This is a genomic window from Embleya sp. NPDC025285 (genome assembly GCF_055558835.1).
Genome location: NZ_JBVHLU010000097.1, coordinates 1 through 13,292 on the forward strand (window position 1 = coordinate 1; position 13,292 = coordinate 13,292).

The 13,292-nt window shown below is 73.5% G+C and carries 9 protein-coding genes; 5 read left to right on the forward strand and 4 right to left on the reverse strand.

Going from position 1 to position 13,292, the window contains the following annotated elements; genetic code table 11:
• Positions 1 to 439: 439 nt before the first annotated feature.
• On the reverse strand, positions 440 to 1,957 hold the full coding sequence (locus ACZ4FV_RS41075; protein ID WP_465325792.1) for a carboxyl transferase domain-containing protein: 1,518 nt from the start codon (positions 1,955 to 1,957) through the stop codon (positions 440 to 442).
• A 100-nt stretch (positions 1,958 to 2,057) separates the two neighbouring features.
• Here ACZ4FV_RS41075 and ACZ4FV_RS41080 point away from each other — a divergent pair, with 100 nt between their 5' ends.
• From ACZ4FV_RS41080 to ACZ4FV_RS41100, 5 genes are all read left to right on the forward strand, one after another.
• Positions 2,058 to 3,308, forward strand: a complete 1,251-nt coding sequence (locus ACZ4FV_RS41080; RefSeq protein WP_395873034.1) for an amino acid deaminase/aldolase — start codon at positions 2,058 to 2,060, stop codon at positions 3,306 to 3,308.
• A 218-nt stretch (positions 3,309 to 3,526) separates the two neighbouring features.
• On the forward strand, positions 3,527 to 3,901 hold the full coding sequence (locus tag ACZ4FV_RS41085; protein ID WP_020552020.1) for an STAS domain-containing protein: 375 nt from the start codon (positions 3,527 to 3,529) through the stop codon (positions 3,899 to 3,901).
• Between the two features lie 41 nt (positions 3,902 to 3,942).
• Complete coding sequence (locus ACZ4FV_RS41090; RefSeq protein WP_402229832.1) at positions 3,943 to 4,884, forward strand: 5'-3' exonuclease; 942 nt, start codon at positions 3,943 to 3,945, stop codon at positions 4,882 to 4,884.
• 151 nt (positions 4,885 to 5,035) lie between these two features.
• On the forward strand, positions 5,036 to 5,764 hold the full coding sequence (locus ACZ4FV_RS41095; RefSeq protein ID WP_395873032.1) for a hypothetical protein: 729 nt from the start codon (positions 5,036 to 5,038) through the stop codon (positions 5,762 to 5,764).
• Between the two features lie 242 nt (positions 5,765 to 6,006).
• Positions 6,007 to 7,773 (forward strand): RNA polymerase sigma factor, encoded by a 1,767-nt coding sequence (locus ACZ4FV_RS41100; protein WP_465325795.1) that lies wholly within the window; start codon positions 6,007 to 6,009, stop codon positions 7,771 to 7,773.
• Between the two features lie 15 nt (positions 7,774 to 7,788).
• On the opposite strand, the gene ACZ4FV_RS41105 is transcribed toward ACZ4FV_RS41100, so the two are convergent.
• The 3 genes from ACZ4FV_RS41105 to ACZ4FV_RS41115 form a co-directional block, all read right to left on the reverse strand.
• Entirely contained in the window at positions 7,789 to 9,240 is a 1,452-nt protein-coding gene (locus ACZ4FV_RS41105) for an amidase (RefSeq protein ID WP_395873030.1), read from the reverse strand.
• Positions 9,241 to 9,393: 153 nt separating this feature from the next.
• Entirely contained in the window at positions 9,394 to 12,165 is a 2,772-nt protein-coding gene (locus ACZ4FV_RS41110) for a DEAD/DEAH box helicase (RefSeq protein WP_465325798.1), read from the reverse strand.
• Positions 12,166 to 12,381: 216 nt separating this feature from the next.
• Entirely contained in the window at positions 12,382 to 13,269 is an 888-nt protein-coding gene (locus ACZ4FV_RS41115) for a YegS/Rv2252/BmrU family lipid kinase (RefSeq protein ID WP_395873028.1), read from the reverse strand.
• Positions 13,270 to 13,292 lie beyond the last annotated feature (23 nt).

Consider the following 13,292-nt stretch of genomic DNA (forward strand, 5'->3'; position numbering starts at 1 on the left):
AAGCGCGGAGAGCGGCGGAGCCGCAGAACTTGGGCTTCGTGCCCCGGAGCGAAGCGGAGGGACACGAAGCCCCGAGCGAGGCACCGCTTTTTCTTGGAGGAGCGAAGCGGGGGAAAGAAAAAGCGGTGCCTCGCGAGCCGGCGACGAAGTCGCCCAACAAAGGAGCATCGCGGGCCGGCGACCACTGCCCGACCCGCGACCCCCCTTCCGAGGTTCGGCTCACCCGGACCGGGCCCGATCCGCGACGGCGCGATCGAGCCGTCGCGGTCCCGGGAGTCCGGGCGAGGCGCCGGGCCGAAGCCGGCCCGTCCTGGCCCGTGCTCGGACGGGTCGGGCTGTAGCCGGTCCGGTTCCCGAACCGGGTTCAGCGTAGAAACCGTCGGGACTTGCCGTCCGGGACTCCCAGCACACTCATCCATTCGAGTGACATCCGCATCACTCAGGAGAGGCCGAGCCGCCGATAGCGGACCATACGGGCGGCCAGCCGCTCGTCCGGGTCCAGGACCCGCAGCGTGCTCAGCTCGTGCTCGAGCACGGCCGCGACCCGACGCACGAACGCCTCGGGTTCCTCGGCCGCGTCCGGGTCCTCGGGCACCACACGGTCCACGATGCCGTCGCGCAGCAGATCGGCGGAGCGGATGCCCTGCCGCCCGGCGATCTCGGCGGCCCGCTCGGTGCCCCGGTACAGGATCGCCGCCGCGCCCTCCGGCGGCAGCGGCGACAACCACGCGTGCCGCGCGCAGATCACCCGATCCGCGGGCAACAACGCGAGCGCGCCGCCGCCGGATCCCTGACCCAGCAGAAGGCATACCGTCGGCGCGGGCAGCAGGACCAACTCGGCCAGGCAGCGGGCGATCTCGCCCGCCAACCCACCCTCCTCGGCCTCGCGCGAGAGTGCGGCGCCGGCGGTGTCCACCACGGTCACCAGCGGCAGGCCCAGCTCGGCGGCCAGCCGCATGCCCCGCCGGGCCTGGCGCAGCCCGGCCGGACCGAACGGGCCGTGTTCGCTCTGCCGGGTGCGGTCCTGGCCCAGCACCACGCACGGCGCACCGGGACCGGCGCCGACCCCGAACCGGGCCAGCACCAGGCGCAGCGCCGGTTCGCTCTCCCCCTCGCCGGTCCCGCGCAGCGGGGTGACCGAGCGCGCGCCGTGCCGCAGCAGCGCGCGCAGTCCCGGGCGGCGCGGGTCGCGCGAGCGCCGCACCGAGGTCCAGGCCGGCACGTCGGGCAGCGGTTCGGCACGGACCTCGGGCGGCGGCTCGGGCGGCGCGCTGCCCGGGCCGAGGACGTCGAAGACCTTGATCGCGACCCGGCGCAGCTCGTCCGGCGGCACGACCGCGTCGATCAGGCCGTGCTCGTACAGGTTCTCCGCGACCTGCACCCCGTCGGGGAACGGGCGTTCATGCAGCGCCTCGTACACGCGCGGGCCCAGGAAGCCGATCAGCGCGCCGGGTTGCGCGGCGGTGACATGGCCGAGCGAACCCCAGGAGGCGAACACCCCGCCGGTGGTGGGGTGGCGCAGGTAGACGAGGTAAGGCAGGCCCGCCGCGCGGTGTGCGGCCACCGCCGCGGAGATCTTGACCATCTGCAGGAACGCGACGGTGCCCTCCTGCATACGGGTGCCGCCGGAGGTGGGCGAGGCGACCAGCGGCAGGCCCTCGGCGGTGGCGCGCTCCACCGCGAGGGTGAGCCGTTCGGCGCCCGCGACGCCGATCGAGCCGGCCAGGAAGTCGAACTCGCACGCGGCCACCGCCACCCGGCGCCCGTGGATCCGGCCCTCCCCCGTCACCAGCGCCTCGTCCAGACCGGTGCGCGCGCGGGCCGCCGCCAACTCCGCCGCGTACGCCGGATCCGGCGCGGCGATCGGGGGCAGCGGGTCGTTCCAGGCGGTGAAGGAGCCCGGATCCAGGACACGTTCGATCAGATCCAGGGCCCGCACGCGCTCGGGATGACTCATGCGATCAAGCTAACCCACCGTCGGTGGCGTCCGGAGGATGTGACCGTGCCGTCGGCGCCGAGTCCTACCGGTCGGTACGTCGATCTGGCAGGCTGCGGGAATGGCCCCTCTCACCGCCGCACCCCCCGTGTCCGCTTCCGCTCCCTCGCCCACCATCGGCGCCGACCGGGCCCGCTACGACAAGGCCACCGCGCACCTGGACGCGCCGTTCGCCGTCGTGGACCTGGCCGCGTACCGGGCCAACGCGGCGGATCTGGTGCGCCGCGCGGCCGGCACCCCGGTGCGGGTGGCGAGCAAGTCGGTGCGCTGCCTGCCGCTGCTGCGCGAGGTGCTGGAACTGGACGGCTACCACGGCGTGATGGCGTTCACCCTGCCCGAGGGCCTGTGGCTGGCGAGCGAGGGGATCACCGACATCCTGGTGGCCTACCCCTCCACGGACCGCGCGGCGTATCGCCGGCTGGCGGCCGACGCCGAGGCCGCCGCGAGGGTGACGGTCATGATCGACGACCCGGCCCAGCTCGACCTGATCGAGCGCGCGATCGCGGATGTGCGGCCCCGGAACGAGCTGCGGGTGTGCGTGGACATCGACACCTCGTGGCAACTCCTGGGCGGCCGCGTGCACATCGGCGCGCACCGCTCGCCGCTGCACACGCCGGAGCAGGTGGTCGCGGTCGCCGAGGCGGTCACCCGGCGGCCGGGTTTCCGGCTGGTGGGACTGATGGCGTACGAGGCGCACATCGCGGGCGTCGGGGACGCGCCCGAGGGCCGCGCGCTCTACGGGCGGATCCTGCGCGCGATGCAGGCCAAGGCCGGCGCCGAACTGAGCCGGCGCCGCGCGGACATCGTGCGCGCGGTGCGCGCGATCGCGCCGCTGGAGTTCGTCAACGGCGGCGGCACCGGCAGCGTGGAGCGCACCTCGGCGGAGTCCGCGATCACCGAGGTCGCGGCCGGCTCCGGGCTCTTCCAGCCGCGCCTGTTCGACCACTACACCGCGTTCCGCGGACGGCCCGCCGCGCTGTTCGCGCTGCCCGTGGTGCGCCGCCCCGGACACGGCTGCGTGAGCGTGCTCGGCGGCGGCTACCCGGCCTCGGGAGTGCCCGCGGCCGACCGGCTGCCCCAGCCGTACCTGCCGCAGGGTCTGTCGTACCAGCCGCAGGAGGCGGCGGGCGAGGTGCAGACCCCGCTGCGCGGGGCGGCGGCCGACGACCTGCGGATCGGCGACTCGGTGTGGTTCCGACACGCCAAGGCGGGCGAACTGTGCGAGCGCTTCGACGCGTTGCACCTGATCGACGGCGACCGGGTGGTGCGCACGGTGCCCACCTACCGCGGCGAGGGCCACACCTTTTTGTGAGCGCGAGGCCGGGCGGCGAGGGCCGGCGGCGGGCGCGCGGGCGGAGTCGACGACGGGAACCGACCGGCTCTTAACCGGACAAGACCCACCCGTTCGGCCCACCGCGCAAAAAACGACCCGTTGAGGGGCTGTCCGCCACTACCGCGGATGGCCCACAATGCCCATTGCAGGCGCCGTATCGGCGCGGCAGTACGTCCGGCCGCTGAAAGGTCGCAGCCATGATCGCGCGCTTGGGCACGCTCGGGCAGGAACATCCCGTCACCGGGGTGACGATCTGGCGCGGCTGTGCGGTCGTCCACCTGGCCGGCGAACTCGACCTGCACAACGCCCCGCTCCTGCACCGCACCCTGATCGAGCTGATCGACGGCGGTTGTCGGCGGGTGGTCGTGGACGCCACCGGGTTGAACTTCTGCGACTCGGTCGGACTGGGTGTGCTGATAGACGCGTTCAAGTCGATGCACGCCTTCTCCGGTGAACTGCGCCTGGCCGCGCCGGACCGCAACGTCCGCGCGACGCTGCGGATGACCGGCCTGATCGACGTGCTCGGGGTGCGGGACACCCTGCAGGAAGTACTCGACGAGTTCGCCGACTGAAGTCCGGTCGCGCTCGGGCGCCGGCGTCGGTCGGGTGCGGCATGATCGGGCACGTGACTGAACGTCTGATGCTCCTCGACACCGCGTCCCTGTACTTCCGCGCCTACTTCGGCGTCCCGGAATCGGTCAAGGCTCCCGACGGCACGCCGGTCAACGCCGTGCGCGGCCTGGTCGACTTCATCACGCGCCTGGTCGAGGACCGGCGGCCCAGCCGGCTGGTGGCGTGCATGGACGCGGACTGGCGACCGCAGTTCCGGGTCGACGCGATTCCCTCGTACAAGGCGCACCGGGTCGCCGAGGCGGCCGGGCCGGACGAGGAGGAGATCCCGGACACCCTCGCCCCGCAGGTGCCGGTGATCGAACAGGTGCTGGACGCGCTGGGCATCCCGCGCGTGGGCGTGCCCGGCTTCGAGGCGGACGACGTGATCGCCACGCTGGCCGAGCGGGCCGGGATCGCGGTGGACATCGTCACCGGCGACCGGGACCTGTTCCAACTCGTCGACGACGCGCGGGCGATCCGGGTGTTGTACACGGTCAAGGGCGTGGCCGCGCACGAGGTGATCGACGAGGCCGCCGTGCTGGCCCGCTACGGCGTGCCCGCGTCGGCCTACGCCGACTTCGCCACGCTGCGCGGCGACGCCAGCGACGGCCTGCCGGGGGTCAAGGGCATCGGGGACAAGACCGCGGCGCAGCTGATCACCGAGTACGGCGATCTGGCCGGCGTGCGCGCGGCCGCCGCCGACCCGGCGGCCAGGCTGACCCCGGCGCGCCGGGCCCGGATCCTGGAGGCGGGCGACTATCTGGACGTGGCGCCGGGCGTGGTGCGGGTGGTACGGGACGTGCCGCTGCCGCCGCCGGCCGGGTGGGATCGGCCGCTGCCCACCGAGCCGGCCGACCCGGCCGCGCTCGAGGAACTGCGCCGCCGCTGGGGCCTGACCGGCCCGGTGCATCGGTTGCTCGACGTGCTCGCCCCCCGGCGCTGATGCCCGGTATCTCCACCTAAGGACGGCGGTCGGCCACTCGAAAGGGTCGCTCCCGAACGCGCCGGGCGCACGATCGACAATGTGACCCAGGTCACATCGGAAAGTTGCACGGAATCTGTCACGTTCGCCGTGCAGGCGTGTCTCCCCAGGCATGCGTACCGAGTGTGACACCACGATTACCGCCAAGCCCGACCGCGATCGGCTCCGAGACGAGTGGCAGCGCGTGACCCTGCGGGCCGGCTGGCCCACCCGGGTCGCCTGGCACAGCGACGCCGTCGAGCAATGCCTGGACGCCCTCGTCCACGACGGCCACGCGCACACCGCGTGCCTGGCCCTGGCCCGGGACCGGGCCGCCGCCGAGATCCCGCTGGACGTGGCGCTGGCCGAACTGGACGCGCTGTTCTTGTGCGGCCTCGCGCACAGCGCGCCCGGCCCGCTGGTGCAGGCCTACCTGAGCACCCGCGCCCGGGCCAACCCGCCCGGCACCCTGCCCCCCGGCACCGACCCGATCACCGAACTGCCCTCGGCCGCGCTGCTCCAGCAACGACTGGCCCAGCGCGCCGCCGCCGGCGAGCACGTAAGGATCGTGGTGGTGCGCCTGGAGGTCCCCGAGTCGCTGCTGTGGGGCCACCTGCGGCACCTGCTGCTCACCGCCCGGCACCTGGAACGCGCCCTCGGCGACCTGGCCTACGCGGTGCCGCCCGGGCGGCTGATGGCCCTGCTCGACGGCGACGACCCGGAACTGCCGGACCGCCTGGACCGCTTGTGCCGCGCACCCGTGGACCCGCTGGACGGCCCCGGCGGCGTCCCCGGCGGCGCCCCGCGCATCCCTCGTTCGAGCGTGCGTTTGACCACCGCGCCGGGCACGACGGGTCGGTAGCACATCATGAACCACCTCTTCGTACTTTCGTTCGTCACCCGAATGACGCAGCGTCACCCCCGCTGCGGCCCCTCGATCCGCACGGGCGCGGGCGGCCTGCCCCCGCGCTCGTGCCGCACCACCCGCGCCGGAGCGCACTCCGGGTGCCTTGAAGAGCCCCATCGCTTCTGGACAGACCGTGGCCGGATGGTCACGATGCTGTCCGGACGATCGGGTACGGCACGGGATCAAGGGGGCAATCGGTGGCACGCGAGGACGACGCGGCGACCCCGGACCCCAGCGGCGACGGGAACGGCGGCGCCACCGAGGCCACCGGCGCCGGCGCGCGTCCCCCGTTCGTCCCCGGCCAACGCGGCGTGCATCACCCTCGGGTGTACGACGGCGACCTCGGGCCCGAGCCGGCCGCAACCCAATCGGCCCAGCCCTGGTCGCCCGACCCCGCAGCGACCCACCCCCTCGCGACCGAACCGGGCAGCGACCGCGTCGGCCCACCGCCGGACTCCGACACCGGCCGACCGCCGGTGCACGACGGCCCCCCGGACGGCGAACTCGCCGACCTGGTGCGCTCCGGCGACGGCGACGCCTACGGCCTGCTCTACCAACGGCACGTGAGCTCCATCCGCCGCTTCGCCCGCACCTGCACCCGCACCCCCGAGGCCGCCGACGACCTGTGCGCCGAGGCGTTCGCCCGCACACTCCAGGCACTGCGCTCGGGCCAGGGGCCCAAGGAGGCGTTCCGGGCCTACCTGCTCACCACCGTGCGCCACGTCGCCGGCGACTGGACCAGGAGCGACCGCCGCGAATGGCTCACCGAGGACTTCACCGTCTTCGAGTCCGCCTGGGAAAACCAGGACCGCGTGGTGAAGGCCGACGACGCGCGGCTCGCGCTCCAGGCCTTCCAGGACCTCCCCGAGCGGTCCCGCATGGTGCTGTGGCACGTGGACATCGAGGGCGAGCAGGCCGTCCAGGTCGCCCCGCTGGTCGGCGAGAACCCGGACAACGTCCGCAAGATCCTGGAGCGGGCCCGCCAGGAACTGCGCGACAACTACTTCGTGGCGTTCGCCACCGGCGGCGTCAAGGACGAGAACTGCAAGAAGTTCACCCGGCACTACGGCCGGCACATCCGCAACCGGATGGACTCCGAGAAGCGCCGCGAGAGCATCGACGCACACCTGAAGAAGTGCAGCCGATGCAACGAGACCTACGCGGAGATGGTCGACGTCCGCGACCGGTACGGACCGATCGCGCTGGCACTGATCGGCATCACCGCGCCGATCTTCCTCAGCGGCACCGCCGTGGCCGCGGGCACCGCCGCCGCGGCCACGGCGGTGGCCGGCGGGATGGGCCTGGCGGTCGGCGCCAGTGGCGCGGGCGGCGTCGCGAGCGGGGTCGCCGCGGGTGCCGCCGCGGCAGGCGGCGCGGCGACGGGCGCGGGCGTGGGCGCCGCCGCGGCCAAGGGCGCCGGGCAGGCGGGGCAGACCGCCGGCCGCTCGTCGTTGATCGCGGGCGGCGTGGTGGTGGCCGTCGCGGTCGCCGCGTTCGCCCTGGTGGACACCGACAAACCCAAGCCGAAACGCCCGGCCCCACCGGTCGCCGCCTCCGCGCCCGCCCCGCTGCCCCCGCCGGCCCCCACCACCGAGACCCGCCCCCCGCAGCCCTCTCCGCCCAAGCCGGAGGTCGAGGCACCCGCGCCGACCCCGCCGCCCCCGACCCCGGCCACCCCGTCGACCCGCCCCGAGCCCACCAGGTACCCGCCGACCAAGCCCGCCCCGACCCGGGTCAAGCCGACCCGGTCCGGACCGACTCTGGTCGCCGACAACAAGGAGTTCCGCGCCGACGACAACAAGGTCGGCTTCAAATGCGACAACGGCGACGGCAAGTGGTGCGAGAACCCGACGATCACCGTGCCCAGCGCACTGGCCGCGCCGCTGATGCCGCCGGGCTCGACCGCCGAATGCGCCGAGATCAAGGGAAAGAACGGGTCGCACTACACCCTTTGCCGTCGCTGACCGGCCGGCCGGGGCCTAACCCGCCGACCCCGCCGCCCCCATCGAGCCCGCCGCACCCGCGGTGCCCGCCCACGGGGCCGCCGCCTCCAACTGCCCGGCGAGCCGGAACAGCGTCGCCTCGTCGCCGTACCGGCCGGCGAACTGCACGCCCAGCGGCAGGCCGTCCGAGGTGCGCCCCAGCGGCACCGACATGGCCGGCTGCCCGGTGACATTGAACAGGCTGGTGAACGCGGCCATCCCGCGCATCCCGGTCAGCGCCGCCATCGGATCGCGGTTGGGATCCAGCTCGCCCAGCAGCGGCGGCACCACCGCCATCGTCGGGGTCAGCAGCACGTCCAGGCGCCCGGTCAGCCGGGTCACCGCCCGCCCGATCGTGTGCATCGTGTCGATCGCGGCCAGATAGCGCGCCAGCGACAACGAGCGGCCCTTGTCCACGATCAGCCGGGTCGCCCCGTCCAGATCGCCGGCCCCGAGCTCGCGACCCAACTCGGCCAGCCGCAGGTCCACCATGCGCGCGATGTGCGCGGCACTGATCGGCGCGATCACCTCGCCCGGCCGGCTCAGCGTGTCCGGCCAGGTCACCGGCTCCACGTCGTGGCCCAGCGCGACACACAGCGCCGCGGCCTCCTCCGCGGCCCGCACACACTCCGGATCCACCACCACACCGCTGTCCACCGGCGTCAGGATCAACCCGATCCGCAACCGCCCCGGGTCCGCGCCCACCTCGGCGGCGTACGGCCGCACCGGCGGCGGCGCGTGATACGGATCGCCCGGCTCCGGCGTGCCGGTGATGTCGAGCAGCGTCGCGCTGTCGCGGACCGTACGGGTGACCGCGTGCGCCACCGACAGACCCGCCCACGACTCGCCGTGATCCGGCCCCGGGGTGACCCGACCCCGGCTCGGCTTGAGCCCGAACACCCCACAACACGCGGCCGGGATGCGAATCGAACCGCCCCCGTCGGTGGCGTGCGCGACCGGGACCATGCCCGCCGCGACCGCAGCCGCCGAACCGCCGCTGGAGCCGCCCGCGCTGCGCTCGCGATGCCAGGGATTGTGCGCGGGACCGAACAGCGCGGACTCGGTGGTGGTACCCAGCCCGAACTCCGGGGTGTTCGTCTTGCCCACGATCAGCACACCCGCGGCCCGCAGCCGGGTCACCAGCGTGCTGTCGCGCGCCGCGACGCCGCCCGCGAACAACCGCGACCCGTTGCTCGTGGCCATCCCGGCCACATCGCACTCGAGGTCCTTGATCAGATACGGCACACCCGCGAGCACACCGGGCAACAACCCGCCGACCTCGCCCCGGGCCTGCTCCTCGCACAACGCGACCACCGCGCCCAGGGCCGGCTCGCGCTCCTTGATCGCCGCGAAGGTGACGTCGAGCACCTCGTCCGCGGTCACCTCACCGCGGGCGATCAGGCCCGCGAGCCCGGTGGCGTCATAGGACTGATACTCGTCGATCCGCACGGCACGACCTCCTGCGCTGGTGAAACACGTCCGCCACGCACCGTACGCGACCGTGTGCCCGCGCGATTCGCCCCGTCGGCCGATCGGCAAAAACCGGCGCGCGCCGGCGCGGACCGGCCGGAGGCCGATACCGCGGACCGCCGCGCCGCCCGCTCAGCCCACCGACGAGTACGAGACCACGCCTCGGCGCAGCCCCTCGATCGCCTTGCGCGCCGTCCCGCCGACCTTGCTGTCGTCCGGCGCGGCGGCGGCGATCTGGCCCAGCACGTCGACCAGTTGCTTGATCCAGCGGACGAAGTCGCCGGCCGGCAGGTCGGCCTCGCCGAGCACCGCGTCCAGACTCAGCCCCGACGCCCACGAGTACGCGGTCCAGGCGAAGCCCAGGTCCGGCTCGCGCAGGAAGTCGAGGTGGTGCTGCCCCTCCAGCGCGTCCAGGTGCCCCCACAGCCGCACCATGTCGGCCAGCGCGGCGTGCGCCGCACCACCCGGCAGCTTGGGCGCCATCGCGTCGTCCGGCTGCCGCGACTCGTACACCAGCGCGGACGCGCACGCGGCCAGCTCCGCGGGCGTCAGCTCCTCCCACAGGCCCTCGCGCAGGCACTCGGCGGTGAGCAGGTCCAACTCGGCGTAGATCCGCGCGAGCCGGCGCCCGTCATCGGTCACCGTGTCGCCCTTGAGGTAGTCCAGGTCGGTGAGCATCGCGCAGACCCGGTCGAAGGTGCGCGCGATGGTGTGCGTACGGCCCTTCATCCGGCTCTCGATCACCTGGGTGTCGCGCAGCAGCCGGTAGTAGCGCTCCGCCCAGCGCGCGTGCTCCTCGCGGTCGTCGCAGCCATGGCACGGGTGTTGCCGGATCGCCTGCCGCAGCCTGGCGAGCTCGGGATCGTCGGCCGCCGGCGAGCGCTGCTTGCGGGCCCGCGGCTGGTCCACGTGGCCGGCCTTGGTACGCAGCGAGGACGCCAGATCGCGGCGCGACTGCGGGTCGCGCGCGTTGAACGAGCGCGGGATGCGCAGCCGGTCGAGCGCGGTGACCGGCACGGGGAAGTCGATCCCGGCCAGTCGACGGGCCTGGCGGTCCGAGGTGAGCACGAACGGGCGCGGACCCTCCGGCCCCTGGTCGGTGCCCGGGTCCAGGACCACCGCGAGGCCCGCGTACTTGCCGGTGGGCACCACGATGATGTCGCCGGGCCTGAGCTTCTCCAGCGACGCGGCGGCCGCGGCCCGGCGCTGTGAGACGCCCTCGCGGGCCAGTTCCGTCTCGCGGTCCTTGAGCGCGCGGCGCAGCCGCCCGTACTCGGCGAAGTCGCCCAGGTGGCAGGTCATCGCCTCGTGGTAGCCGGCCAACCCCTCCTCGTTGCGCTGCACCTGGCGGGTCAGCCCGACCACCGAGCGGTCCGCCTGGAACTGCGCGAACGAGGTCTCCAGGAGCTCGCGCGAGCGGTGCCGGCCGACCTGGCCGACCAGGTTGACCGCCATGTTGTAGGACGGCTTGAAGGAGGACCGCAGCGGATAGGTGCGGGTACCCGCGAGCCCGGCCAGGTGGCCCGCGTCGAAGCCCTGGTGCCACAGCACGACGGCGTGGCCCTCGATGTCGATGCCGCGACGCCCGGCGCGTCCGGTGAGCTGGGTGTACTCGCCCGCGGTCAGGTCGGCGTGCGTCTCGCCGTTCCACTTGACCAGCTTCTCCAGCACCACCGAGCGGGCCGGCATGTTGATCCCCAGCGCCAGTGTCTCGGTCGCGAACACCGCCTTGACCAGGCCCTTGACGAACAGTTCCTCGACGACCTCCTTGAAGGTCGGCAACATGCCCGCGTGGTGCGCGGCGATGCCGCGCTGGAGCGCCTCCAGCCACGAGTGGTAGCCCAGCACGTGCCGGTCCTCGTCCGGGATCCCGGTCGTGCGCGCCTCCACGATCGCGCGCACCTCGGCCCGCTCCGCCTCGCCGTTGAGCCGCAGGCCCGCGTGCAGGCACTGCTGCACGGCCGCCTCGCAGCCCTTGCGGCTGAAGATGAAGGTGATCGCGGGCAGCAGGCCCTCGGCGTCGAGCCGGTCGATCACCTCCGCGCGGCTGGGCGTCCAGATCCGGCTGCGCATCGGCCGGGTCTCCTGGCCGCGATTGCGCCGGTAGCGGTCCTGCGGTCGGCCCGCCCGCTCGCTCTCCATCCGGCCCAGCCGGATCAGCTCGGGGTTGACCTCGGTGTGGTTCTCGTCGGTGAACAGGTCGTAGGTGCGGTTGCCCGCGATCACGTGCTGCCACAGCGGCACCGGGCGGTGCTCGGAAACCACCACGGCGGTGTCGCCGCGCACGGTGCCCAGCCAGTCGCCGAATTCCTCGGCGTTGCTGACGGTCGCCGAGAGCGAGACCAGCGTGACCGATTCGGAGAGGTGGATGATCACCTCCTCCCACACCGCGCCGCGGAAGCGGTCGGAGAGGTAGTGCACCTCGTCCATCACGACGTAGCCCAGGCCGTTCAACGCGTTCGAGGACGCGTAGAGCATGTTCCGCAGCACCTCGGTGGTCATCACGATCACCGGGGCGTCGCTGTTGACCGAGTTGTCCCCGGTGAGCAGGCCCACGTTCGCCGCGCCGTAGAGCTTTTGGAAATCGGCGAACTTCTGGTTCGACAGCGCCTTGATCGGCGTCGTGTAGAAGCACTTGCGGCCCTGTTCGAGCGCGAGGTGCACGGCGAACTCGCCGACCACCGTCTTGCCCGAACCGGTCGGCGCCGCGACCAGCACACCCTTGCCGCTTTCCAGCGCGCGACAGGCCTCGACCTGGAAGGGATCGAGGCCGAAGGGGTACTGCTCGCGGAAGGCGTGCAGGCTCGTCCGTTCGTCGGCGGCTTGGCGGCGGGAGGCCGCGTAGCGCTCGGCGGGGGACATCTGGGTGTCGCGGTCCGTGCCGCGTGCGGGATCGAGAGGCATCTCGTCAAGCAGACTACCGGCCGGGACCGACGGCTGTGATCACCTTTTTTCGATCTTGAAAGGCAGCTCGATCTCGAAAGGCGGCCCGATCTCGAAAGGCGGCCCGATCCTGAAAGGCGGCCCGCTCCTGAAAGGCGGCCCGCTCCCGAAAGGCGGGCGGCCCGAACTCGGCAGGCGGCTCGACCCGAGCAGGCGGCCGGGCCGGCGGCCCGTGGCTCAGCCGCGCGGCGCGGGCACCAGGACCCGGACCGCCGCCGGCACGCAGTCCGCGGTCAGCGGCAGCGCGCCCAGCCGTTCGCCGTCGGCCCACCCGCTGAGCCCGCGCGCGCTCAGCGACACGGTCGCGGCGCGGTGCACGGTGACCAGCGGATGGCTCACGTGCTTTCCGCCGTAGACCTTGGGGAACACCCGCAGCAGCTCGGCCCGCCCGCAGCCGGCCACCACCGTGACGTCGAACAGGCCGTCGGCGAGATCGGCGTCCGGGCACATCCGCATGCCGCCGCCGTAGGAGCGACCGTTGCCCACCGCTATCAGCGTCGCCTCGACGTCGACCGGTTTGCCGTCCAGCTCCAGTTCGTAGGCGATCGGCGCCAGCGCGCCCAGCTCGCCCACCAGGGCGGCGTTGTAGCGGGTCCGCCCGCGGGCCCAGGTCATCCGGTTCGCGCGTTCGTTGACCCGAGAGTCGAATCCGGTGCACAGGATCGTGCCGAACCAGCGCTCCCCCGCCCGCCCCAGGTCCACCGGCCGCGTATGCAGATCGGCCACCACCCGCGCCGCGGCGGCCACGTCGCCCAGCGGCAGGTCCAACGCCCGGGCGAAGTCGTTGCCCGAACCGATCGGCACCACGCCCAGCGGCGTGCTCGTGCCCGCCACCGCCTGCAACGCGGCCGCGACCGTGCCGTCCCCGCCGACCGCGACCACGGCCGCCACGCCGCCGCGGACCACCGCACGCAGCCGGGCGATCCCCTCCGCGGCACCGGGAGCGGACACCTGATGCGGTGTCAGCCCCCGGTCACGGAGCAGATCGGCCGCGAGCGACGCGGCCTTGAGGCCCCGACCACGACCCGCGGTGGGGTTGACGAATACCGCTATCTCCCGAGACACAAGGCGCGAGATTAGCCCACCCG